Raw genomic sequence first — 24,820 nt, forward strand, 5'->3', positions numbered from 1 at the left:
AAAGCAACTATCCTTCGCAAGGCTTGCCCACTGCGTCTCCTCTGTTAAGCGTTGCCGACAAAATCGTTGACAAGTTTCTCTAATTCGCAAGTTGGCTTCTTGCTGGTAAGTAGACAAAAAAGACGACCAAAGGATATCTTTGATCGTCTTACTTCTTCGTTTATTCCGCACCGATTTCCTCTCGAACGACCGCTGCGATTTTTTCAACATAGTAATCGACTTTTTCAATGGTCGGCGCTTCTGCCATCACCCGAAGCAATGGTTCTGTTCCTGAAGGGCGAACCAAGATACGGCCTTCGCCGTTCATTTCTGCTTCTGTCTCTTCCACGATTTTACGGATAGCTGGAACATCCATCGCGCCATTTTTATCTGTCACTCGAATGTTGACAAGTTTTTGTGGATAGATCGTTACCTCTCCTGCTAATTCCGACAGTTTCTTGCCCGTTTGTTTCATGATATTCAATAGTTGAATTCCTGATAGCAAACCGTCACCTGTCGTATTGAAATCCAAGAAAATCATGTGACCTGATTGCTCGCCACCAAAATTATAATCGTTTTTACGCATTTCTTCGACGACATAACGGTCACCGACTTGTGTGATGACATCTTTCAGTCCAATTGCTTCCACTGCTTTATGGAACCCTAAATTGCTCATGACTGTTGTCACGATCGTTCCTTGGTTCAAGCGCTTTTGCTCCGCTAAATATTTCGCACAGATATACATGATTTTATCGCCATCAACGATGTTTCCTAGTTCATCAACTGCGATGACCCGATCACCATCTCCATCAAACGCAAGACCAGCATCCGCCCCTTTTTCAACGACAAATTCGGCTAACGCTTCAGGGTGAGTCGATCCCAAACCATCATTAATGTTCAACCCGTCTGGAGACGTCCCCATTGTGAAGAATTCTGTTTCCAGATCGGCAAACAAACGATTGACACTTGTAGCTGTTGCGCCATTTGCTGCATCAACACACACCGTGATCCCTTCCAAATCATCAGGAATCGTTTGACGTAGAAATTGAGAGTACTTCAACAACCCTTCTGGAAACTCATCCACCGTTCCTAAGCCATCGGCAGAAGGACGTGGAAGTGTATCTTCCGGCGCATCAAGTAATGCTTCAATTTCAGCTTCTTGTTCATCGACTAATTTAAAGCCATCATTCCCGAAAAACTTGATGCCATTGTCTTGTGCAGGATTGTGAGAGGCAGAGATCATTACACCTGCACTCGCTTTTTGCACTTTCGTCAAGTACGCAACACCCGGTGTAGAAATAACACCCAATTGGAATACCTCGATCCCGACAGATAATAGTCCAGCGATCAATGCATTTTCTAGCATCTGTCCAGAAATCCGTGTGTCCCGTCCCACCAAAACGCGGGGACGGCGGTCACCAGTTTCATGCTGACTTAATACATAGCCGCCGTAACGACCTAATTTAAATGCTAATTCAGGTGTCAACTCCTTGTTTGCTTCTCCTCTAACACCATCAGTACCAAAATATTTTCCCATTTTAATAACCTCTCTTATTCATTCTCTACAGTCAAACGACTAAGAACTGCTTGTCGTCGTGCTGCTTGCGGAATTCTCTGTTTGTTCTTGCGTCGTGTCGACTGTCGAAGAATTGGCTTGAGAATTCGCACTGTTCGTTGCTTCATCGCCATCATTGTTTGATTGATTCTCAGTAGTTGTTTCTGCAACCGGAGTGATTTGGATCGTCACTACTGTTGGATTGATCGTTGTTCCCTCTGGTACTGGAATCGTTACTGTCCGTTCGGTCGTGGTTGTGATCTCACTAACATCCACTGGGACACCGATCTGTTGGGTCTCATCCAAAATACTTTGTGGTCCTGTTAGCACCGCACTGATACTACTCATCCGGTAGATGTAATGAGAGATCCCATCTGGTGTTGTCCCCTGTTGAGTGACAAACAATTCAATTTCTTTGCTTGGTGCTTCCATCATCAATGCCACATCGACCGAATCTGGCTCAGGAATGATCGCTAAAGGATTGTTTTCACTATCCCAAGCCTCGATCGTTCCATCCACCGTGATCGAATCGCCAGTAATATCATCTGGATTCACGATCGCTACCACTCGGTCGATTTCTGCCAGTGTCTTGTCGCCAGTAGTGATCTCTACTTCTTGCGGTTCAACACTCATTGAATCAACGCCGTAACCACCCGTTGCTCCATCAGTCGAGATGACTGGCTCAACGGTAAACGTTTGGGTGACTTTTTTCTCGATCGTCACAGTGACGGTTTTGGGTTCGATTTCGGCTGTCACACTTGAGCTAAGATTTTTCACTTCTAAAGGGACCTCATGGGTTCCTTCATCAAGTCCAGTCAAATCAGCAACTACTCGAAAGCTCCGCGTTTCCTCGCTACGTTCAGCATTCAATTGCACCCGATTTCGACTAGACAAAGTCACGTCTACTGTTGTTTCAAATCCTTGGATAAAGTATTCATCTGTGTCATAGGTGGTCTGAATCGGTACATTATCGATCTCTTCCTCATAAGGATTTGAAGTTCCTGCAAGGTTGACTTGCAGGCTTGATCCGCTGGCGATGAAAAACAGAACCAGACTAAAGAACAGCGCTAGTATACCATAAAATACGTTTTGACGACGTTCTTTCTTGATCATTTTCTTCCTCCTTTGTTGACCCCTTCAAAGAAAGATTGCAGCAAGTTGCGTTTACCAGGCTTTTCTTCTGGCACTAATTCGCGATTCAACACGTCGAGATACTCTTGTCGCGAAAGCTCAGTAAGCATCCGATTATTCAGGGTAATACTGACGTCTCCCGTCTCCTCTGAGACGATAATGGTCAACGCATCACTAACTTCTGAAATCCCGACAGCCGCTCGATGGCGCGTCCCAAATTCTTTGGGAATCAACGGACTTTCTGACAGTGGTAAGTAGGCACTAGCAACAGCGATCTTATCATCTCTTAAGATGACTGCACCATCGTGTAGCGGTGTATTGGGAATAAAAATATTGATCAGTAATTCGCCCGTCACGTCCGCATCTAAAGGAATCCCCGTTTCAATATATTCTTCTAACCCCGTCGTCCGTTCGATCGTGATCAATGCACCAATTTTTCGTTTTGCCATATATTGAACAGCTTTGTCCAACGCTTGGACCAACACTTCATCCCGTCGTTTTTCATTCTTAGAAGTCTTGAAGAAAGAGCTACGGCCAAGATGCTCCAGCCCTCGTCGAATTTCTGGTTGGAAAATAACAATCGCGGCGATCACCCCATACGTGATGACTTGATCCATCAACCAAGATAGCGTCTTTAATCCTACGATACCTGCCAAAAACCTTAGAACAATGAATAGGCCGACGCCTTTAAACAACTGGATCGCTTTTGTTCCTCGCACAAGCTGGATCAGCTTATAAACCAAGTACCAAACAACAATCACATCTAAAACATTTACTAAAAATGACCAAGAAAATATATCAAATGAGAGCAATTCTCTCCAATAATCTAAATTAAAAAAATCCCTGAAATTTATCAACATAAACAGCCTTCCTTTATTCTTAAGACTTCAGATAATAGTATAACATAGGACCTCTTCAAAGATTTGAAAAAAAACAAATTTATGAAAAAGTTTTGAAAAAATAAACAGCTCTTTTACTTAGTTTACCATTATCCTGAAATCATTGTTTGTCAAAGGTCTTAGAAGATTTCATCTAAACGAGCTTCTTGCACTCATTTCTTAGGAAAAACAACAAATGACCCTAAAAAACGGGTCAAACCGTTTTTCAGGGTCATTCCTCAGCGAGCGATTACTCTTGCTGACGGCGCTTTGCGCGCGCTGCACGCCGTGCTGCTCTTTCAGCGAGCTGTTCTTCGCTTAACGGCTGTTTTTCTCTTCGTACACGCTCCGTTTTTACTGCCGTTGGTTGTTCTGCATCAGTACTTACCTTTTTTTCAAGCTTTGCTCGTATTTTTTCTTCTTGACCTGCTAAGCGGGCATAGTTGTAGAAACGAGTTTTCGCATCTGAAACGGTTTTTTCAAACAATGCTTGCGCCGCATTCGGATTGGCAGACTGCAAGGATGCAAATCGAACTTGTGTCTGCATAAAGGCAGGCATTTGATCAAATGCTGGCTTTTTGAAATCGAGTGTCATTGGCTGTTTCCCTTTTTCTGCCAACAGCGGGTTATAGCGGTAGAGACTCCAATACCCCGATGCAACTGCTTCTTGTGCTTCTTTCAAGGATTGACGCATTCCGCCTGCAAGACCGTGGGTGATACATGGCGTATAGGCAATGATGATTGACGGTCCTGGGAACCGCTCGGCTTCTTCAAAGGCTTTGATCGTTTGCATTTGATTGGCACCAGATGCGATTTGTGCGACATAGACATGTCCGTAGGTCATCGCCATCATTCCTAAATCTTTTTTGGAAACAAACTTGCCACTCGCAGCGAATTTAGCAATGGCCGAAGTCGGTGTCGCTTTAGAGACTTGCCCCCCTGTATTAGAATAGACTTCATTATCTAACACGAGAATATTGACGTCTGCACCAGAAGCGAGGACATGATCGATACCGCCAAACCCAATATCATATGCCCAGCCGTCACCGCCTATCATCCATTGGCTTGGCTTAACAAACAAATCTTTCTCCTGCAAGATTTTGTTCAGCTGAGGTGTTGTGGCAGCTTCAGCTTCTAAGGCGGCGATCAATTTTGCTGCTCGCTGTTGCGTCCCAGCACTTTCTTCTCGATGAAGGTCCCAATCATCAATCAAAGCCTGCAATTCTTCTGATACATTGGCTTTCAACGACTGCAGCTGGGCCGCTAATTTCTCCCGTCGGGTTTGGTTGGCTAAGAACATGCCATAGCCATATTCGGCATTGTCTTCAAACAACGAGTTTGACCAAGCTGGCCCCTGTCCTAAGTGATTGGTTGTATAAGGGGATACAGGTGAGGTTCCACCCCAAATCGAAGAGCAGCCGGTCGCATTGGCGATCATCATGCGATCACCAAACATTTGGGTCAATAGTTTCACATAGGGGGTTTCCCCACAGCCCGCACAAGCACCAGAGAACTCTAACAAAGGTTTATTGAATTGGGAGCCCAAAACAGTTCCTGGTTTTGCTGGATTTTCTTTTTGACGTAAAGTCATCGCAAAAGCCCAATTTAAAGCTTGTTCTTTTTGTTCTTCGTAAGGACGCATCGTCAAAGCTTTCCCTTTGGCGGGACATGCTTCCACACAAAGGCCGCAACCTGTACAATCTTCAACGGAAACTTGAATTCGATATTTTTGCCCATTCGCGCCTCGCATCTCTCTGACGATAAAGCCTTCCGGTGCTTCGGTTAATTCATCTTCATCTGTCAAAAACGGACGGATCGCCGCATGAGGACAGACAAAGGCACACTCATTGCACATGGTACAGCGATCTGATAGCCACTCAGGCACTTCAACAGCGATGCCCCGCTTCTCAACCGCTGTTGTCCCGACAGGGATCACCCCTTCGGTCATTTGATTTCGTACGAGGGTACCCACGCTTAGTTGGTTGCCTTCTTGACGGTTGATGGGTTCCACGATTTCTCGCACAAATTGTGTTGTAGCAGTGGATGTCCTCTTCGGTACTTCGATCGTTGCCCACTTGCTTGGAACAGGGATTTCTTGTAATAATTCGATGGTGCGATCGATGGCTGCTTGGTTCTTTTCAACGATCGCCATCGATTTGTGCCGATAACTTTTCAGCGCCTCTTCTTTTAAAATCGGCAAGATTTCCCCGGTCGGAATGATGTTTGCCAAGTAAAAGAAGGCTGTTTCCATCGCGGTATTGATCCGCCCACCTAAGCCGACTTCCATTGCCAACTGCATGGCATTGATGGTATAAAAGCGAATCTCGTTTTCAGCAAGATAACGTTTCATTTTCTTCGGTAGATTTTTTAAGATTTGCTCTTGTGACCAGGTCGTATTTAATAAAAAGGTTCCGCCTTTTTTGAGACCTTTCAGCAAATCATACGTATGCAAATACGCAGGCGTATGACACGCAACGAAATCCGCGTGTTCGATCAAATAGGTAGAACGAATGGGGGTATCCCCAAATCGCAGATGGGAAACCGTTAGACCACCAGATTTTTTCGAATCATAGTGGAAATAGCCTTGCACATATTTTTCGGTATGGTCACCGATGATTTTGATTGCTGACTTATTCGCCCCAACGGTCCCATCAGAGCCGAATCCCCAGAATTTCGCTTGGAAGGTGGATGGATCAGTTAGATCTAGCGTGCCTTTTGAGGGCAACGACAATTGCGTCACATCATCCGTGATCCCAATGGTGAAGCGTTTCTTTTGGCTCGCTTTTGGCTTAATCAATTCGTCATAAACGGCAACGATTTGATCAGGCGTCACATCTTTTGACCCAAGACCATAGCGTCCACCAATGATCGTCGGCCGAATCGCTGCATCATACATGGCACTTTGCACATCCAAAAGCAAAGACTCGCCATTGGCACCAGGTTCTTTGCTGCGATCCAATACAGCGATACTTTTAACGGTAGCAGGCAGTTTTTCTAAGAAGACTTCTAATGGGAATGGTCGATACAAATGGATCGACAAGACCCCCACCTTGCGTCCTGAAGCGCACAAATGATCCACCGTTTGCTGGATCGTTTGCGTCGAGGACCCCATCGAAACGATCACTTCTTCGGCGTCCGCAGCACCATAATAATCCACTAAATCATAGTTGGTTCCTCTTAAAGCATTGATTTTTTTCATGTAAAAACGAACGATCTCAGGCAATGTTTGATAATGCTGATTGATCGTTTCCCGCTGTTGAAAATGGATATCAGGATTTTGATTCGTTCCACTCGTCGTCGGGTGATTCGGGTTCATGGCTTTTTGTCGAAAGGCAGTCAATTTTTCATGATTGACCAACTGTGCCAATTCCTCATAATCTAAGACCTCTATTTTTTGAATCTCATGACTGGTTCGAAACCCATCAAAAAAATTTAAAAATGGGATATTGGCTTCGATAGCTGCTAAATGAGCGACTGGCGCTAAATCCATTACTTCTTGGACACTGCTTTCCGCTAACATAGCAAAGCCTGTTTGTCGGGTGGCCATTACATCGGTATGATCTCCAAAAATATTCAAAGCATTGGTGGTCACTGCTCGGCTGGCGACATGAAAGACGCCTGGCAGCATTTCCCCAGCAATCTTGTACATATTTGGTACCATTAATAAAAGTCCCTGGGATGCCGTATAGGTCGTCGTTAAGGCGCCCGTTTTTAATGAGCCGTGAACCACACCGGCCGCCCCTGCTTCAGATTGCATTTCAACCACTTTCACCGGCTGCCCAAAAAGATTATGCTTTCCTTGAGCGGACCACTGATCCACTAATTCAGCCATGGTTGAACTAGGGGTTATCGGATAGATCGCCGCAAGTTCCGTAAAGGCATAGGAAATATAGGCTGCTGCCGTATTGCCATCCATTGTTTTTCTTTTTCTCATCTATATAACTTCCTTTAATCATCATTTTGCACAATAAAACACAATTCATTATAGCTGAAAATCAAGGAATATAAAAGCACAGTCAGGGGATTTTTCATAATTTCGTGAAACGAAATACATAGTATTTAGCTCATTCTCCTCCTCTTTTCACAGACTTAAATCAAAAGACCTAAGGCTTTTCTTTCAATAGAAACTTCGGTAAACTAAGAGAAAAAGGAGGAATCTAAATGGATATTTCAATCATCAAAGCACAAGAAACAAATGCAGTAACAGGGATACATATCGGAGACCCTTCCGCTAAACCGATCGTCGAATTTATGAATTTGCGCTGTCCTTATTGTCGGCAATGGTTTGAGGAGTCGTTACCGATCTTAAGTGAAGCTGTCGCAGCGGGGAAACTACGCCGTGTCATCAAACTATTCGACAAAGAAAAAGAATCATTGCAACGAGGCAATGTGATGCACCGCTTTGTTTCCAGTACAGATCCTCAGGCAACGATCGCTGAGATCACAAAAATTTATCAAACACAAGACGAATGGGGTCATTTATCTTTACCTGAAGTGGCAGAATATGCGAAAAATACCTTAGGGCTATCTGAACAAGACCATCCTGCGATCGCAGGAGAAATTGTGGAAGAAGCGAAAAACGCCAACATTCAATTTGTGCCAACGATTGTCTTAGATGGGCACATTTTTGATGAATCGATCTCTGCTGAGGAATTAACTGCATTGATCAATGAATAACCACTAACAAAAAACAGGAGCCGATTTGACGCGAACTTCCACGTCAAATCGGCTCCTGTTTTTTGATTCATTTTTATTCCATTCGACTAGCTGACTTGTTCCCGAAGATGATCGGCAAATTCGTTGATTTTTCGAATGCGATGATTAATTCCTGATTTCGAGATCGCTCCTGATGGAATCATTTCTCCTAGCTCTTTCAAGCTGACCTCGGGATGTTCCAAACGTAATTCGGCGATTTCTTGCAGCTTTTCAGGTAAAGCTTGCAAGCCAACTCGATCTTGAATAAATTCGATATTGTCGATCTGCTTCGAAGCAGCGTCGATCGTTTTGTTCATATTGGCGGTTTCGCAATTCACCAAACGGTTGACTGAGTTACGCATATCACGCACGATCCGCACGTCCTCGAATTTCAGCATGGAATTGGTGGCACCGATCAGTGTCAAAAAATCAGCGATTTTCTCAGCGCCTTTCAAGTAAGAGATATACCCATTTCTGCGTTCTAATGCACGGGCATTCAATCCATATGCGTTTAGCATATCGCAAATATCTTGGTTATGCTCCTCGTAGATGGAATAGATCTCTAAATGATAGCGGCTGGTTTCTGGATTGTTGATGGACCCAGATGCCATGAAAGCGCCGCGTAAATAGGAACGCATTTTTTGAGTATTGCCCATGATCTCATCAGAAACATGGCTTTGAAACATCAGCCCGTCCATGATATCTAAGTCCAAAAGCACGCGCTGTGTATCTTGCTTCAAACGAACGATGTAAACGTTGTTCTTTTTTAATTTCATTTTACGACGGACCAGCAATTCGCTGCGCACGTCGTAATGATCTTTTAGTAACGAATAGATGCGTCTGGCGATCGCCGCGTTTTCTGTTTGAACGTTTAAAACAAATTGTTGGTTGTTGATACTTAATGACCCATTCATCCGAATCAAAGCGGCCAATTCTGCCTTGGCATGTTCGCGATGAACTTCTAATGCGGTCAATTCTTTTTTTACTTCTGCTGCAAAGGACATAAAAAAATCCCTCCTTTCTTAGATTTTGGCCCCGTAAACGATACGTAGAAGTTCTTCAATCACTTTATCTCCGTCATGAAAAACTCCGCCATCTCTAAGCTCCAGAAAGTCAGCTGAAATGACACGGCTGGCTTCTTCTCGCAGTCCTTGGAAATCGTGTTTCACTTGTACAAGATATTCATCATAAATCTCTGGGTCCATATACCCTGCTGGAACTTTCTCGGTGTTGACTAACACCGTATCAATAAAGGGTTTGCCTAAATGCTTATGCAGGACCCGCACATGGTCGGCATCACTAAAGTGTTCAGTTTCACCTTTTTGGGTCATGATATTACAAATATAAACCGTTTCAGCTTGTGTTTCCAACATTGCTTGGCCGATCTCGCTAATCATGAGATTGGGCAAAATACTAGTAAAGAGACTACCAGGACCCAAGACGATCATATCTGCCTCCATAATTGAAGAAACAACTTTACGAGCTGCTTTCGGCTCATCATTATTTTCTTGATTACGAACAAAGACCCGATCGATCGTTTTGCGATCAACCGCAATCTTGGACTCTCCTACCGCTTCGGTGCCGTCTTTAAAAACAGCGTGCAACACCAATGGCAGATCTGACGAAGGATAAACTCGTCCATCGATATGCATGATTTTTGACAAAATTTGAATGGCTTCATAGGTACTGCTGCGCATTTCAGCAATCGCCGCAATAATCAAGTTCCCCAGGGCATGATTGGCTAAAAATTTGTCTTCGGCTTTAAAACGGTATTGAAAAATATCATTATACAGTTGCGGCATATCAGATAGAGCCGCCAAAACATTGCGCAGATCCCCCGGTGGCGAGATAGAGGAAACCAAATTGCGAATCTCGCCGCTGCTACCGCCATCATCAGCGACCGTAACGATCGCTGTGATGTCGACACCCTGATTCCGCAAGCTCTTCAGGATGACTGGTAACCCAGTTCCGCCACCTACCACAACGATCTTCGGCTTTCTGATCCGGTACGTTTTCATTTTCATGAACGATTCACCGTCTCTTTACGCTTATCTTTGTCGCGATGAGTAATATTGACGCGATAGTCTTCTGCCAAAACCGCACCGATGCGCTCAGATAATGCAACTGAACGGTGTTGGCCCCCAGTACAGCCGATAGCCACCGTCAAGCTGCTTTTGCCTTCCTTGACATAGCCTGGCATGATCGTTTGCAACAGTGTACTAAATTGCTGATAGAATTCTTCCGTTTCTGGAAAAGACATGACGTACTCATACACGGGTTCATCTTTACCCGTTAAAGGACGCAACTCTGGAATGTAATGGGGATTCGGTAAGAAACGAACATCCATCACAATATCAGCATCGATCGGCAAGCCATACTTGAAGCCAAACGAAAGTATTTCAATACGAAACCCTGTCTCATGAGAAGCACGAAATTCTTGATTGATTTTTTCTCTCAATTGCCGTGGGGTCAGCGTCGTTGTGTCGATAACAATACTGGCACGCGTCTTCAAATCGTTTAAGATCGCTCGCTCTTTCCGAATCCCTTCCGTAACTAAGCCATCCATCGCTAATGGATGTGCTCTTCTCGTTTCTTTGTATCTTGACACCAATTCATTGTCCGATGCATCTAAAAAGAGCATCCGTGTGTCGATAAAATTCGTGTTTTCAATATCGATCAGCATACTTTGGATTTCTTCAAAAAACGATCTTGAACGCAGATCGACAACTAAGGCAATTTTCGTCACTTTTCCTGATTCTTTGATCAGTTCCCAAAATTTAGGGATCAAGCTTGGGGGCATATTATCGATACAAAAGTACCCCATATCTTCAAAACTCTGGATCGCGACCGTTTTGCCGGCTCCGCTCATCCCAGTAATAATGACCAATTCTAAATGATCCACTTCAGTCATAGGTAAAACTCCTTTCTGAAACAACTCTATTATATCATGCCGGGCGTATCATTGGAACACCGGCATAAAAAAAGACGTTAGCTCAAAAAATGCCGCTAACGTCGCTATCAGCTTTAGATTGATTGGCGATTTGCCAATGCTTTTTCGATCGTCCGATCAACTAAAATCGATTGGGCATCGACGACTGGATACGGATTATCAGTCACAAATTCATCCATCAAGGACAACTCGGTACATCCGAGCACTACGCTTTCACAGCCGATACGTTCGGTGACTTCTTCCAGTATCTCAAAGTAAAGTTCTTGATCCAAATGATCATTTTCTTTGATTCGATCATAGATCAATGTATTGACCTTTTTTTGGATCGTCGGCTCTGGAAGATAGACGTCAAGTCCGAACTTCCGCAATTCTTTTTCATAGATGCCAGCTTTGACACTGCCTTCTGTCCCAAGAAAGGCCACTTTTCCAGTGACGCCTTTTTCAAAAACGACTTTCGCCGCCTCACGAGGCATATGCAAAATCTCGATCTCAGTGGCAGCTTGCAGCTCATCAAAAAAATAATGGGCAGTATTACAAGTCAACACAATAAAATTTGGCTTTAACAAATTTTGTTTTTCGATGTCGTCCATTAAATATGGAACAGGGTTTTCTAACGTGTTGTCTAAAATATATGCCGTCCGATCTGGGACTGTCGCATGATTGAATAAAACATAGTTCAAGTAATCTTGGTCTTTATGGGTCTGTGTCCGTCGGTTTAAAATGCGGACAAAACTTTCCGTCGCTAACGTTCCCATGCCGCCTAAAATACTAAAAAAATTCTCCATCTTCTAGCCTTCTTTCGTATGGAAATACGTTTTGAATCGTTTGTTGTACAGATGGAACATTCTCTTTAATAGAATCCAACGCTTTAGAGATAAGTCTTTTTTGTAAAAGACAGTCGTTCCCCAGCGATTTTCTGCTAATAATTTTTTTGCGCGTTCTTTCGCAGGATTTTCTTTTGCATAAGTCAAGAAAATGTTTTTTGGTACCCCTAGCCATAATTTCGCTTCAGGCGCGTCAGCTTTGCCATAAACCGTTTCTGTGTAAGGTTTTTCGAAAACTAAATCCTCTGTGATGAACTTCGCCAGATTCAATCCGCTTAAGGTAATAAAGAAACTGCTTCTTCCTTGACGCAAGTTGATTTCAAATAATTTATATTGACCGTCTCGCGCATCATATTTCAAATCAAAATTGGCAAATCCAACATATTCGATCTCTTTTAAAAACTTACGGATCATTTGATAGATTTGATCATTTTCATCTGGAATGATCACGACATAATTCCCAACAGCTCCAGGCGTTGGATCCTCTAATAAAGGATGACCTAAGCCCATCACGCGAACTTCGTGATTCTCATCAACATAGGCATTTAAGACCCGCATGTTGCTGTCATCCCCAGGAATAAAATCTTGGACGATCATTTCATATTGATAGCCCGCTTGATAAATGCGAGAAACAATTTCTTCAAATTCTGTTCGATTGTCAATAATGAAGGCTTTTTTGCGTCCTTCAAAATCAACTGACAGCCACGCGACACTATTTGCTGGTTTCAAAGCCACAGGAAAATCAAAAGGCAGCTCTCCTTTGAATGTTCCTTCCGTCAACAGTTCAGGTGTTAAAATGAAGGTCTTAGGATAAGGCAAGCCATATTCCTCGCAAACTTCGTAAAAACTGACTTTATTGATCAACCGTTTTAATAAGGAATAGTCATTGGCAATAAAGGTATAATAAGGCTTCAATTCTTCTTTATGCTTCGCTAACAGTTCTGCATAGCCATCGCCGCAGGGAATCAATAAATATTTCATGGCAGGATCGTTGTAAGTATTTTTACCTAACTTGATCAACGTCTCAGTGAATCCTGGATCATGGTCAAAACCTTCCACTTGATTGATTGTAACAATTTTACTAAAGCGGGTTGGCGCAAGTTCCGCACCAGCATAAGCAACTGATTGAATGCCATATGCTTCGTGGAATGCTCTGGCCATACCATAAACATTCATATCGCTTCCTAATAATATGGGAAGAAAATTTTCCTGACTCATCAAAAATCACTCTCTCTTTTGAATACGAAAAACGACCTCTCTCGTTTCGTTTAATTACAATAGAATTATAATACCACAAAGAAAAAAGCAATCAAAGTATCTATCTTTGATTGCTTTCTCCCACTTTGAACGGATAGAACTTATAGGCAGTTTATTCAATGCGAATATACGTATACCTATTGCTATTCTATCAAATAAAATTTTGATTTCAAGCCCTTATCATGAAATTTGCAGATATTTCACGCTTCCTTAAACTTTAGCGAAACCTATTGACAGACAAGTAAAAAAGTGAGTGCTCTTTTCCTTGCTTAAAGGACTTTTTTCAAATAATGACCGGTGTAGCTTTCAGAAACCGCAGCAATCTCTTCTGGTGTACCAGTTGCAATGATCGTTCCACCGCCTTCGCCACCTTCTGGACCTAGATCAATCACATGGTCCGCTGATTTGATGACATCCAAGTTGTGTTCGATCACTAAAACGGTATTGCCAGCGTCGACAAATCGTTCCAAAACTTTCAACAAACGGGCAATATCATCCGTATGCAGACCAGTCGTCGGTTCATCTAAGATATAAAAACTCTTGCCATTGGAATTTTTGTGCAGTTCACTGGCAAGCTTCATCCGTTGCGCTTCCCCACCAGACAAAGTAGTCGCTGGTTGTCCCATCGTGACATAACCTAGACCGACATCGACGATCGTTTGCAATTTTCGATGGATTTTAGGAATATGTTGGAAAAATTCCACTGCATCTTCCACGGTCATATCTAAGATTTCCGAAATATTTTTTCCTTTGTAATGAACTTCTAACGTTTCTGAGTTATAACGTTTGCCATGACAAACCTCACAAGGTACGTAGACATCAGGTAAGAAGTGCATCTCGATCTTGATGATTCCGTCCCCTTTACATGCTTCACAACGTCCACCTTTTACATTAAAACTAAAGCGGCCTTTTTTGTAACCACGGACTTTCGCCTCATTGGTTTTAGCAAATAAATCGCGAATGTCATCAAAGACACTGGTATACGTTGCTGGATTGCTTCGAGGCGTCCGACCGATAGGGCTTTGATCGATATCTATCAATTTCTCAATCGCTTCATAACCAGTAATGGTTTTAAAGCGACCAGGTTTGTTCGAATTCCGATTGATTTTTTGCGCCAAGGCTTTTTTCAAAATTTCATTGACTAATGTCGATTTACCAGAGCCAGAGACCCCAGTAACGGCGACGAACTTTCCTAATGGAAAATCGACCGAAATGTTTTTCAAGTTATTCTCAGAAGCACCGGTCACACGAATCTTTTCACCATTGCCTTTGCGGCGTTCCGTTGGTGTCGGGATTTGTCGTTTTCCTGATAAGTACTGACCTGTTAAGGAAGACGCATTGGCTGCGACTTCATCAGGAGTGCCTGCAGCGACGATCTCGCCACCTGCGTGTCCTGCACCTGGACCGACATCGATCAAGTAGTCCGCTGCCCGCATCGTGTCTTCGTCATGCTCAACGACGATCAGCGTATTCCCAAGATCGCGCATTTTCCGCAATGAATCTAGCAAGCGATCGTTATCCCGTTGGTGAAGACCGATCGATGGCTCATCAAGAATGTAAAGCACCCCAGACAAATTGGAGCCGATTTGTGTTGCCAAACGAATCCGTTGCGCTTCCCCACCAGAGAGTGTGCCTGATGCACGACTCAAGGTCAAATAGTCCAATCCGACATTTTTCAAGAAGCTTAGACGATCATCGACTTCTTTCACGATCGGACGTGCGATCATTTGCTCTTGTTCCGATAGTTTCAATTCTTCGACAAAGTTCAACGCATTGTTGATTGCCATCTCGCTCATTTCACCAATGTGTTTTCCGTTGACTTGCACGCACAGCGCTTGAGGGTTCAAACGATAGCCATGACAAGTTTTACAAGTCAATTCCGTCATATACAAACGCATTTGATCACGGGTGAAATCAGAGTTGGTTTCATGATAACGGCGTTTGATATTTGATAATATCCCTTCAAAAGCTACCTCAACATCACGCACGCCACCGAAATCATTCTCATAATGGAAATGGAAAATTTCTCCATTCGAACCATTCAAAATAATGTCTTTGTGTTCTTCTGGCAGTTCTTCAAAGGGTGTATCCATATCGATATTGAACTCTTGGCAGGCTTGTTCCAGCATTTGCGGATAATACTGTGAACTGATTGGGTTCCAAGGTAATAGTGCACCTTCACGCAACGTTTTGCTTTGATCGGGAATCACTAGGTCGACATCGACTTCTAGCTTCACACCAAGACCATCACAGTCTGGACAAGCACCAAAAGGCGCATTGAATGAAAAGAGCCGTGGTTCTAATTCACCAACTGTAAAGCCACAATACGGACAAGAATAATGTTCACTGAAAAGCATCTCTTCTTGACCAATCACATCGACTACCGCATAGCCATCAGCTAAACGTAATGCCGCTTCAAAGGAATCAAACAGACGAGAACGGATGCCTTCCTTTACAACGATTCGGTCAATGATGATGGCAATATCATGCTTTTTATTTTTTTCTAATTCAGGCGCTTCAGAGACATCATAGACTTCGCCATCCACCCGCATCCGAACATAACCTTCTCTTTGGATACGTTCGAAGACTTTTTTGTGCTGCCCTTTCTTTTGATAAACGATAGGTGCCAACAATTGGATCTTGGTGCGTTCTGGTAATGCCAAAACTTCATCCACCATCTGCTCAACCGACTGACTAGTAATCTCGATATGATCATTGGGACAGATTGGGTGACCGATTCTGGCGTAAAGAAGCCGCAGATAATCATTGATTTCAGTAACCGTCCCCACTGTTGATCGCGGGTTCTTACTGGTGGTTTTTTGATCGATAGAAATCGCTGGACTAAGTCCATCAATGCTATCTACGTCGGGTTTATCCATTTGCCCTAAAAACTGACGGGCATATGCCGATAGACTTTCGACATATCGGCGCTGTCCTTCGGCATACAACGTATCAAATGCTAAGGAGCTTTTCCCTGAACCCGAAAGACCAGTTACAACAACGAGCTGGTCTCTGGGAATCGTCACATCGATATTTTTTAAATTATGGGCCCGTGCCCCATGGATCACGATTTTATCATTTGCCATATTGTTTCTCCTTCTAATCAGCAGCTTTTAGCTCAAGAATAGTATCTCTCAAGGTAGCAGCCGTTTCAAAATCCAGTGCTTTCGCAGCATCTTTCATTTCTTTTTCTAATTTCAACAACAAGGTTGCTTTCTCTTCACGACTCAGTTCTTCATAAGAAGTCGTGGTGTATTCGCCAGTTTCTTCCGCCACTTTCGTGATCGCGATCAGATCGCGAATCTCTTTGATGATGGTTTTCGGTACGATTCCATGTTCTTCGTTATAGGCTTCTTGAATACTTCGGCGTCGCGCTGTTTCGTCGATCGCTCGCTGCATCGAATCGGTCATTTTATCGGCGTACATGATTACTTTTCCTTCTGAGTTTCGAGCTGCTCGTCCGATGGTTTGGACTAATGAACGCTCACTGCGCAAGAATCCTTCCTTATCGGCATCAAGGATCGCAACCAGGGAAACTTCTGGGACGTCTAACCCTTCTCGCAGTAAGTTGATTCCGACCAGTACATCAAATTCACCGAGACGCAGGTCGCGAATGATCTCTGTTCGTTCCAATGTTTTGATGTCACTGTGCAAGTATTTGACTTTGATCCCTAATTCTTTAAAGTAATCCGTCAAATCTTCAGACATTTTTTTCGTCAAGGTCGTGACAAAGACCCGTTCATTTCGCTCGACTCGCTCATTGATTTCTCCTACGAGGTCGTCAATTTGACCCATGATCGGTCGTACTTCGATCACCGGATCTAACAGACCAGTCGGACGAATGATTTGTTGAACGACGGTATCGGTTTGATCGTATTCATAGGGGCCAGGTGTTGCTGACACATAGACGATTTGATTGACATGCTTCTCAAATTCTTCCAAGCGTAACGGACGGTTGTCCAGTGCAGAAGGCAAACGGAAGCCATAATCCACTAACATTTGTTTTCTAGCACGGTCACCATTATACATCCCACGAACTTGGGGCATCGTTACGTGTGATTCGTCGATTACTAATAGAAAATCATCTGGGAAGAAATCCAATAACGTATAAGGCGGTTCGCCTTCTTTTCGTCCATCCATATGGCGAGAGTAGTTTTCGATTCCTGAGGTATACCCCATTTCTCGCATCATTTCAATATCATAGTTGGTTCGCTGCTCTAAACGCTGTGCTTCCAGCAGCTTATTTTCTGCTCGCAAAACTTTCAGTCGTTCATCGAGTTCACTTTGGATCGAAGCGATCGCATGTTCCATATGGTCTTCATTGGTCACAAAGTGCGTTGCCGGAAAGATCGACACATGTTCGGTGTCACTCATGATCTCGCCCGTCAAGGCATCGACTTCACGAATCCGATCGATTTCATCGCCAAAAAACTCAATGCGTAACGCTCGCTCATCACGAGAAGCTGGGAAAATCTCCACAACATCGCCGCGCACGCGAAAACGTCCCCGTTGAAAATCGATGTCGTTTCGTTCAAATTGGATCTCGATCAATTCTTTTAATAGTTGATCCCGAGACTTTTCCATCCCTACTCGTAAAGAAACAACCTGTCTGGCATACTCGATCGGCGAACCTAAACCGAAAATACAGGAGACAGAAGCTACAACGATCACATCGTTTCTCTCTAATAAAGAACTTGTCGCCGAGTGACGCAGCTTATCGATTTCATCGTTGACACTGGAGTCTTTTTCGATGTATGTATCACTGGAAGGAACATACGCTTCTGGTTGATAGTAATCATAGTAACTGACAAAATACTCGACTGCATTATTTGGAAAGAAGTCCTTAAACTCGCCATATAATTGTCCAGCCAATGTTTTATTATGGGCAATGATCAATGTCGGTTTATTGACTTCCTTGATTAGATTAGAAATCGTATAAGTCTTACCGGTCCCAGTGGCTCCCAACAAAATCTGTGCTTTTTTTCCACCGACCACCCCGTCAACCAATTGATGGATCGCTTCTGGTTGATCCCCAGCTGGTTGATATTTTGATACTAAGTCAAATTCATGGGAAGTTGTTCTTTCGATCATCTTCATTCCCCCTCGATTATTCTAAACGACAACAAAAAAAGAAAAACTCGCTGCCGCTTTTCCATAAATAAGTATATCATAGCGAACATACTTTCGCCATCATTTGCTATGAAAGTTTCATGCGATTAAGCATAACTTAACATGTTTGATTTTCTAACATCTGATGTGAGGTTTAAGCAATTTTGTCATATTTTTAAAGAGAAAGACTTGTGTGTTGAAGAAAAAATCCATATAATCTATAAATACGTTATATCTAAAGGGGGAATTTTCTTGAAAAGAAAACACATGTCCTTCGCTTTAATCGCGCTGATTATCAGCATTTTTACGCTATCAGTAAAGTCAGCAAGTGCGGAGGAAACTACGTATAAGATAGGAACAGATTTAACATTTGCTCCTTTCGAATTCCAAAATGAAAATAATGAATACGTTGGGATCGATATAGATTTATTAAACGCGATCGCTGAAGATCAAGGTTTTGCAGTTGATTTACGTCCTTTAGGCTTTGACGCTTCCATTCAAGGCGTGCAATCAAATCAGTTAGATGGCATGATTGCTGGAATGAGCATCACTGATGAACGCAAAGAAACGTTTGATTTCTCAGATCCTTATTTTGATAGTGGGATTCAAATGGCGGTAGCTGCTGACAATGACAGCATTACTAGCTACGAAGATCTTGAGGGCGAAACGGTCGGTGCAAAGGTTGGTACCGAAAGTGCCCGCTTTTTAGAAGAAAACAAAGATCAGTATGGCTACGACATCAAACTTTATGATGACGCTACTGGGTTGTATGGCGCTGTACGCAATGGTACTGTGGCAGCCGCTTTTGATGATTATCCAGTGCTTGGCTATGCCATTAACAACGGCGAACCCATGAAACTTGTCGGCGAACCTGAAAAAGGTGCTTCTTACGGATTCGCTGTCAGAAAAGACCAAAATCAAGAACTACTTGAAAAATTCAATGCTGGTTTAGCCAACATGAAAGCTTCTGGCAAATACGACGAAATCGTCAATACTTACATCACAACGTCTGATTCAGATGCAGACACCAGTGAAATGGTGAAAGTCGAACCAAAGAAAGATGTTTACCGAATTGCCAGTGACTCCGCCTTCGCTCCATTTGAATTCCAAAATGAAGACAATGAGTATGTAGGGATCGATGTTGATTTAATGAATCGGGCGGCAGAATTGCAAGGGTTCAACATTGAATTCAATTTCATCGGTTTTTCAGGAGCTTTGCAAGCCTTGGATGGTAACCAAGCAGATGGGATGATCGCTGGGATGACGATCACTGATGAGCGTCGCCAATCCTACGACTTCTCAGACTCTTACTTTGAAAGCGGCATTCAGATCGCTGTAAAAGAAGGCAATGATTCCATCAATTCCTATGAAGATCTAGATGGAAAAACCGTTGGTGCGAAAGTGGGAACAGAAAGTGCAGACTTCTTGATCGCCAACGAAGAAAAATATGGCTATTCGATCAAATATTATGATGCAGCCGATCAATTATATGCAGCTGTTAACGGCGGACAAATCGATGCCATGATGGATGATTATCCAGTGATCGGTTATGCCATCAGCCAAGGTCAAAAACTAGTGACACCGATTGAAAAAGAATCTGGCGGTCAGTACGGTTTTGCGGTGAAAAAAGGCCAAAATCCTGAACTGATCCAAATGTTCAATGAAGCATTGAAAGAAATGAAACGGACTGGCGAGTACGATCAAATCATCAATAAATACATTGAAGATGGCTCTGCCACAGAAAAACGAGTGGATGAATCAACGATCACTGGTTTGATCAGCAACAACTATAACGTCTTATTAAAAGGTTTATGGAATACCCTTTTACTAGCATTGATTTCTTTTGCCTTAGCATTAGTGATCGGCATCATTTTTGGACTATTTAGTGTTGCTCCAATCAAAGCATTGCGGGTTTTTGCAGGGATCTATGTTGATATCATTCGTGGTATTCCTATGATGGTATTGGCTTTCTTCATCTTCTTCGGCCTTTCCGATGCCATTGGTATCACGATTCCCGACTTTGCAGCCGGGGTCATTACATTGACTTTAAATGCCAGTGCCTATATCGCTGAGATCGTCCGTGGCGGGATCAATGCGGTGCCAAAAGGTCAGATGGAAGCCTCTCGAAGTTTGGGGATGACCTACACTCGGACAATGCAGAAAATCATTTTACCGCAAGCGATCAAAATCATGATTCCATCTTTCGTTAACCAATTCGTTATCTCATTGAAAGATACAACGATCATCTCGGTTATCGGAGTCGTAGAATTATTGCAAACTGGGAAAATCATCGTTGCACGGACTACGCAAAGTACCTATGTTTACTTGATCATCGCGATTATTTACTTAGTCGTGATCACAGCTTTAACGAAACTTGCAAAAGTTTTAGAAAAGAAGGTGAAATAGCATGAAAGAAAAAATCTTAGTTGAAAATCTTGTGAAAAAATACGGCGACAATACCGTATTGAACAATATCAATGTTTCAATCGCTGAAGGAGAAGTCGTTTGTGTGATCGGTCCTTCAGGATCTGGTAAATCGACGTTCTTACGCTGTTTGAACCGCTTAGAAGAACCAACCAGCGGCGATATTATCGTTGACGGCGCACATCTGATGGATAAAAACACCAATATCAATGCTGTTCGTCAACATATCGGCATGGTGTTTCAGCATTTCAATCTCTTCCCTCACTTGTCGGTTTTAGAAAATATCATTTTAGCCCCGATGGATCTAAAAAATGCTTCTCGGCAAGAAGCGGAAAAGAACGCAATTCGTTTATTAGAAACGGTCGGTTTGGCAGATAAAAAAGACATGTACCCTGACAATCTGTCTGGAGGACAAAAACAACGGGTGGCGATCGCTAGAGCTTTAGCAATGAATCCCGATGTTATGTTGTTCGATGAACCAACCTCCGCACTCGATCCAGAAATGGTTGGCGATGTACTGAATGTTATGAAGGATTTGGCAAAACAAGGAATGACCATGGTGATCGTAACTCACGAGATGGGGTTTGCCAAAGAAGTAGCAAACCGTGTGATGTTTATTGACGGCGGGAACTTCTTGGAAGACGGTACACCTGAGCAAATCTTTACCAATCCTAAGCATGAGCGTACCAAAGACTTCTTAGACAAAGTATTGAATATTTAAAAAACCTCTGCAACAGTTTGACTAATGAACTGTTGCAGAGGTTTTCTTTATGGCTTGTTCCGTTTCGTTTCATCTGCGATCCGCTTTTGATTTTCCCCCAGAAACACTTTTGTATCGATGGGGTTTGCTTTGTTCGCCCCGCCGATGCCAGTATCAACCATTTTCCCCCAGCCCTTCAATGGCTCTTTCCCTGCTGCACGAAGCTTGGCATTTTTTAACCGTAATGCCTGCTTTTTTGTTTCTTTTTTCGCTTGATGTTTTGCTTGCCATTGCTTTAAGATGCTCATATTCTTTCCTCCTCTCCGTTTTATGAAAAAAATCATTCCTTACATAAATTCTTAGCAAAAGGTATGCTGGTTCCTGTTGATCTGGTAAGAGTAAACAGGATTCACCTTTAAAATAGCAAATTTTTATTGAGTAGTTAAATCTATTATAACATTTACTTTTCAACATCGTAAGCTGCAGATACCAGTTTTACTAAAACCACGAAAGGATATTGGAAATCAAGTAGCCAGATCGGAAGCAACATGTTACACTTATTAAACAACACTCCCTCCAAATCTAAATAGGTATACAAACATTTTTCTTTTTTTATTTTATAGCAACTGACGGGATTTTTCTAATAAAAAACCAACATTAAAATAACAAAGAAAATTAACGAAATCATTTTGGAGGAACCTATCTTATGAAAACCATCTTTTTATTTCCCTTATTAATGTTACTCTCCCTCTTTCTCACTGGCTGTACCTTAATTGACGAAATCATGGATGACACCCCCAAGAGCAGTTTTTCACCAGAAGCAACGTCGTCTTCTCAATCTTTGTCAGCTGATTCAGAAACCATAGCTTCTTCTTCCAGAACTGAGAACCACACATCAGAACCCGCATCTGAAACAGCTCGTTCTTCTGATGACTTTGCACAAGCTCAGAGCAGTACCGAAACAGCTGCCCCTCAATTTTCGTATTGTGAACAATTGCAGATCGGGCTGCCGCGACGGTGGAATCGAACAGTCAACAAAGACTTACTCCACCAATTGCAAGAAGGAATGTCCTGCGATCAAGTTCTTGAGATCATGGGTGGACTGCCTTCTTGGCGACTAGCGGTTGTAGGTGTGGAATCTAATGCATGGATCAATTCCGATGGTGAGGCAATCATTGTCACTCTTATTAACCGAACCGTTTCTGATGTGGCCTGGCATGATCAGTTTTCTGAATCAGAAATTGAGTAATCCATTAAGCGATTTCTCGTAACTAAGATTGGCAAAATGCGTCATGAAATTCAAACACCTCTATTATCATGAGTCGCCTAAAAAACTTAGGAGTTGAAGGATAAAATGAAACTGAATCGTCCTATGAAAAAAATCCGGGAGCATCGCAGAAGAAGTCTTTTTCTTTGTTTGGGCATTAGTTGTTTTTTACTCGGAGCTGTCCTCTTCTACAGCGAAAATCAGCCAGCAGCTGCCTACGAGCAGTTTTTAGAGATCGATTACTTAACTGCTTTACTGGAAGAAAGACCTTCCCCTGAATCCATCAGCGATCTCGGCCTCGCTCTCATCAAACGTAGTGATCGGGTAAATCAAGAGCGCAGTGCCATTAACCGAAAGCGGCGCCGCGAAAATGTGATCGTCACGGAAGAGACTAGAAAAGTTTTTTCTCCCGATCAAGGAGCAATGGTTGATGAAGTAAGAAAAGTAACCACTCGTTTGCCTGATTCAGCCATTGATTTGTTATCAACGATGGCTGACAGCAGCGCTCTCGAGACAAAAAGAGTTCCTTTAGGTTCAAGGGACAAACTGTCCAAAATCAGCTTTGATTTTGACTCCGATAACGCGGGAAATGAACATTTATCTAGAATCACATTGGTTGATGTCCCAGAATTTTTCGGTATTGATTTCTCACAATTCGGGAAAGAGGATGATATTGAGGAGATCAAAGAGACATTGATCGAAAAGTATGGTTTAGATGCTCACATCAGAGACGTTAGCGCCATTCGGAGACTTTTCTTTTTTCATGAAGGATTTGAGTTTTACATTAGTCAAACCTATAATCCAAACGGAGTCGGCATCACTGTCCAAGCAGTAGAACCATAAACAAAAACTATCGAACCCCCATCTCTTTGCGGGTTTAACAAAAAAGGCGTCTGCGAATCCAAACGCAGGCACCTTTTTTCTACTTCTATTTTTATTTAGGCAAAAACGGTCGACCAATTGTCACGTTCATCAAGAAATTCTTGCGCTAATTTTTGCGCACCCTCTAAGGTATGGTTCGCCGCCCAACCGCATTGCACTTCATTGCTGGCAGGTACTTCAGTTGCTTGCAAAACGTCCTTCATGGTTTTTTCTAGGACGGTCAAAATCTCTTCATAATCGTCATGATTCAAGACAGTCAAATAAAAGCCGGTTTGGCAGCCCATTGGTGACCAGTCCACGATATAGTCCGCATGATTACGAATCAATTCTGCCGTCAAATGTTCTAGCGAGTGCAGACTTGCCATATCCATATGCGCTTGGTTCGGCTGCTTCAAACGGACATCATATTTGATGATGGTATCATTCGTTCCTTGTTTTTTATCGGCAACCCGTACATAAGGTGCTTTGACTTTCGTATGATCCAAATTAAAACTTTCAACATTCATTTTCATTGTACTTCTCTCCTACTCTTTTTGTGCTTCCACAAGCCAAACATACTCATTGATCTGCTTAAAACGACTGGTAAACCCATGCTGACGAAAGTATCGTTCGATATCCGCTATAACTGGATAGTACTCTCTTTGCAGATCAGCGGCTAGTCGCTGGTGACCAGCTTGCCGTGCTTCATCGATTCGTTCCATTTTGTGGGCTAGAGAAAGAAACATCGTATCCCCGAAAAGCACTTTCCCGCCTTTGGGCAGCATCGCAGCATATTTGCCGATTGCCCGTTGTTTTTCGTCCTCCGTAAGATGATGAAAAACATAGGTAGAAACGATCGTATCAATCACATCCGTGATCTCAGGAAAAACCTCCATATCACCATCTACAAAAGTCACTTTAGAAAGACTGGGTTTTGACTTGGCGATTCGCCGCATCTCTGGCGATGGCTCGATTGCCAGCACGTTTTTTCCTTGATCAAGCAGAGCTTGTGTTAGATTTCCAGTTCCACTACCAAATTCTACCACAGACTGCCCTGCTTTTTCAGCAATTTCAGCGAGTAACTGTTCATATTTGAAAAAAACCGCTCGATACTCTTCATCCTTACCTGCAACTGTTTCATCGTACTCAGCTGCCCAGTCAGAAAAAATTGGAATAAACTCTCTCCCCAT

At 42.9% G+C, this 24,820-nt stretch carries 19 protein-coding genes; 5 read left to right on the plus strand and 14 right to left on the minus strand.

From position 1 onward, the window contains the following. Positions 1–160: 160 nt before the first annotated feature. The 4 genes from glmM to nifJ form a co-directional block, all read right to left on the minus strand. Positions 161–1,516: a phosphoglucosamine mutase gene (gene glmM / locus P0G38_RS09725; RefSeq protein WP_275850464.1), complete on the minus strand. Its 1,356-nt coding sequence runs from the start codon at positions 1,514–1,516 to the stop codon at positions 161–163. Positions 1,517–1,555: 39 nt separating this feature from the next. Further along, positions 1,556–2,647: a CdaR family protein gene (locus P0G38_RS09730; protein WP_016610141.1), complete on the minus strand. Its 1,092-nt coding sequence runs from the start codon at positions 2,645–2,647 to the stop codon at positions 1,556–1,558. Further along, positions 2,644–3,525: a diadenylate cyclase CdaA gene (cdaA, locus tag P0G38_RS09735; RefSeq protein WP_005235688.1), complete on the minus strand. Its 882-nt coding sequence runs from the start codon at positions 3,523–3,525 to the stop codon at positions 2,644–2,646. Before cdaA ends, P0G38_RS09730 begins: the two co-directional genes overlap by 4 nt. A 268-nt stretch (positions 3,526–3,793) precedes the next feature. Then, complete coding sequence (nifJ, locus tag P0G38_RS09740) at positions 3,794–7,477, minus strand: pyruvate:ferredoxin (flavodoxin) oxidoreductase (protein WP_275850468.1); 3,684 nt, start codon at positions 7,475–7,477, stop codon at positions 3,794–3,796. 227 nt (positions 7,478–7,704) lie between these two features. On the opposite strand from nifJ, the gene P0G38_RS09745 reads away from it, so the two are divergent. Beyond that, positions 7,705–8,220: a DsbA family protein gene (locus tag P0G38_RS09745; RefSeq protein ID WP_275850470.1), complete on the plus strand. Its 516-nt coding sequence runs from the start codon at positions 7,705–7,707 to the stop codon at positions 8,218–8,220. A gap of 86 nt (positions 8,221–8,306) precedes the next feature. Here P0G38_RS09745 and whiA read toward each other — a convergent pair whose 3' ends face one another. From whiA to uvrB, 7 genes are all read right to left on the minus strand, one after another. Further along, positions 8,307–9,242, minus strand: a complete 936-nt coding sequence (gene whiA, locus P0G38_RS09750) for a DNA-binding protein WhiA (protein ID WP_005225954.1) — start codon at positions 9,240–9,242, stop codon at positions 8,307–8,309. An 18-nt stretch (positions 9,243–9,260) separates the two neighbouring features. Next, positions 9,261–10,262 (minus strand): gluconeogenesis factor YvcK family protein, encoded by a 1,002-nt coding sequence (locus tag P0G38_RS09755; RefSeq protein WP_275850473.1) that lies wholly within the window; start codon positions 10,260–10,262, stop codon positions 9,261–9,263. After that, a complete protein-coding gene (gene rapZ, locus P0G38_RS09760; RefSeq protein ID WP_005225952.1) occupies positions 10,259–11,149 on the minus strand; it encodes an RNase adapter RapZ in 891 nt (296 codons plus the stop codon). Before rapZ ends, P0G38_RS09755 begins: the two co-directional genes overlap by 4 nt. A gap of 113 nt (positions 11,150–11,262) precedes the next feature. Then, the gene (locus P0G38_RS09765) at positions 11,263–11,973 is read right to left on the minus strand and encodes an amino acid racemase (RefSeq protein WP_194186086.1); all 711 of its coding nucleotides are present in this window, start codon (positions 11,971–11,973) and stop codon (positions 11,263–11,265) included. A 3-nt stretch (positions 11,974–11,976) separates the two neighbouring features. Further along, positions 11,977–13,230 carry a carboxylate--amine ligase gene (locus tag P0G38_RS09770; protein ID WP_275850478.1) on the minus strand — a complete coding sequence of 418 codons (1,254 nt, stop codon included), beginning with the start codon at positions 13,228–13,230 and terminating at the stop codon, positions 11,977–11,979. Between the two features lie 308 nt (positions 13,231–13,538). Continuing rightward, entirely contained in the window at positions 13,539–16,355 is a 2,817-nt protein-coding gene (uvrA, locus tag P0G38_RS09775) for an excinuclease ABC subunit UvrA (RefSeq protein ID WP_275850480.1), read from the minus strand. 13 nt (positions 16,356–16,368) lie between these two features. Then, positions 16,369–18,360 (minus strand): excinuclease ABC subunit UvrB, encoded by a 1,992-nt coding sequence (gene uvrB / locus P0G38_RS09780; protein WP_008382187.1) that lies wholly within the window; start codon positions 18,358–18,360, stop codon positions 16,369–16,371. A gap of 270 nt (positions 18,361–18,630) precedes the next feature. Between uvrB and P0G38_RS09785 the strand changes: the two genes are divergently transcribed. Both P0G38_RS09785 and P0G38_RS09790 read left to right on the plus strand, forming a co-directional pair. Beyond that, a complete protein-coding gene (locus tag P0G38_RS09785) occupies positions 18,631–20,784 on the plus strand; it encodes an amino acid ABC transporter substrate-binding protein/permease (RefSeq protein WP_275850483.1) in 2,154 nt (717 codons plus the stop codon). Position 20,785: 1 nt separating this feature from the next. Next, positions 20,786–21,523: an amino acid ABC transporter ATP-binding protein gene (locus P0G38_RS09790; protein WP_005225946.1), complete on the plus strand. Its 738-nt coding sequence runs from the start codon at positions 20,786–20,788 to the stop codon at positions 21,521–21,523. Positions 21,524–21,570: 47 nt separating this feature from the next. Here P0G38_RS09790 and P0G38_RS09795 read toward each other — a convergent pair whose 3' ends face one another. Further along, complete coding sequence (locus P0G38_RS09795) at positions 21,571–21,810, minus strand: hypothetical protein (protein ID WP_275850485.1); 240 nt, start codon at positions 21,808–21,810, stop codon at positions 21,571–21,573. Between the two features lie 398 nt (positions 21,811–22,208). Here P0G38_RS09795 and P0G38_RS09800 point away from each other — a divergent pair, with 398 nt between their 5' ends. Together P0G38_RS09800 and P0G38_RS09805 are read left to right on the plus strand one after the other, a co-directional pair. Then, a complete protein-coding gene (locus P0G38_RS09800) occupies positions 22,209–22,751 on the plus strand; it encodes a hypothetical protein (RefSeq protein ID WP_275850487.1) in 543 nt (180 codons plus the stop codon). A gap of 105 nt (positions 22,752–22,856) precedes the next feature. Next, positions 22,857–23,612: a Tat pathway signal sequence domain protein gene (locus P0G38_RS09805; protein ID WP_086295230.1), complete on the plus strand. Its 756-nt coding sequence runs from the start codon at positions 22,857–22,859 to the stop codon at positions 23,610–23,612. A 95-nt stretch (positions 23,613–23,707) separates the two neighbouring features. Here P0G38_RS09805 and P0G38_RS09810 read toward each other — a convergent pair whose 3' ends face one another. Both P0G38_RS09810 and P0G38_RS09815 read right to left on the minus strand, forming a co-directional pair. Next, positions 23,708–24,163 carry an S-ribosylhomocysteine lyase gene (locus P0G38_RS09810; protein WP_008382180.1) on the minus strand — a complete coding sequence of 152 codons (456 nt, stop codon included), beginning with the start codon at positions 24,161–24,163 and terminating at the stop codon, positions 23,708–23,710. A gap of 12 nt (positions 24,164–24,175) precedes the next feature. Continuing rightward, positions 24,176–24,820 (minus strand): class I SAM-dependent methyltransferase, encoded by a 645-nt coding sequence (locus P0G38_RS09815; protein WP_060792075.1) that lies wholly within the window; start codon positions 24,818–24,820, stop codon positions 24,176–24,178.

Source organism: Enterococcus casseliflavus (genome assembly GCF_029215545.1).
Taxonomy (GTDB): Bacteria; Bacillota; Bacilli; order Lactobacillales; family Enterococcaceae; genus Enterococcus_D; species Enterococcus_D casseliflavus.

Coding starts and splice junctions, on each gene's coding strand:
- glmM (WP_275850464.1), bottom strand. CDS start 1,516: ATGGGAAAATATTTTGGTACTGATGGTGTTAGAGGAGAAGCAAACAAG.
- P0G38_RS09730 (WP_016610141.1), bottom strand. CDS start 2,647: ATGATCAAGAAAGAACGTCGTCAAAACGTATTTTATGGTATACTAGCG.
- cdaA (WP_005235688.1), bottom strand. CDS start 3,525: ATGTTGATAAATTTCAGGGATTTTTTTAATTTAGATTATTGGAGAGAA.
- nifJ (WP_275850468.1), bottom strand. CDS start 7,477: ATGAGAAAAAGAAAAACAATGGATGGCAATACGGCAGCAGCCTATATT.
- P0G38_RS09745 (WP_275850470.1), top strand. CDS start 7,705: ATGGATATTTCAATCATCAAAGCACAAGAAACAAATGCAGTAACAGGG.
- whiA (WP_005225954.1), bottom strand. CDS start 9,242: ATGTCCTTTGCAGCAGAAGTAAAAAAAGAATTGACCGCATTAGAAGTT.
- P0G38_RS09755 (WP_275850473.1), bottom strand. CDS start 10,262: ATGAAAATGAAAACGTACCGGATCAGAAAGCCGAAGATCGTTGTGGTA.
- rapZ (WP_005225952.1), bottom strand. CDS start 11,149: ATGACTGAAGTGGATCATTTAGAATTGGTCATTATTACTGGGATGAGC.
- P0G38_RS09765 (WP_194186086.1), bottom strand. CDS start 11,973: ATGGAGAATTTTTTTAGTATTTTAGGCGGCATGGGAACGTTAGCGACG.
- P0G38_RS09770 (WP_275850478.1), bottom strand. CDS start 13,230: ATGAGTCAGGAAAATTTTCTTCCCATATTATTAGGAAGCGATATGAAT.
- uvrA (WP_275850480.1), bottom strand. CDS start 16,355: ATGGCAAATGATAAAATCGTGATCCATGGGGCACGGGCCCATAATTTA.
- uvrB (WP_008382187.1), bottom strand. CDS start 18,360: ATGATCGAAAGAACAACTTCCCATGAATTTGACTTAGTATCAAAATAT.
- P0G38_RS09790 (WP_005225946.1), top strand. CDS start 20,786: ATGAAAGAAAAAATCTTAGTTGAAAATCTTGTGAAAAAATACGGCGAC.
- P0G38_RS09795 (WP_275850485.1), bottom strand. CDS start 21,810: ATGAGCATCTTAAAGCAATGGCAAGCAAAACATCAAGCGAAAAAAGAA.
- P0G38_RS09800 (WP_275850487.1), top strand. CDS start 22,209: ATGAAAACCATCTTTTTATTTCCCTTATTAATGTTACTCTCCCTCTTT.
- P0G38_RS09805 (WP_086295230.1), top strand. CDS start 22,857: ATGAAACTGAATCGTCCTATGAAAAAAATCCGGGAGCATCGCAGAAGA.
- P0G38_RS09810 (WP_008382180.1), bottom strand. CDS start 24,163: ATGAAAATGAATGTTGAAAGTTTTAATTTGGATCATACGAAAGTCAAA.
- P0G38_RS09815 (WP_060792075.1), bottom strand. CDS start 24,820: ATGGGGAGAGAGTTTATTCCAATTTTTTCTGACTGGGCAGCTGAGTAC.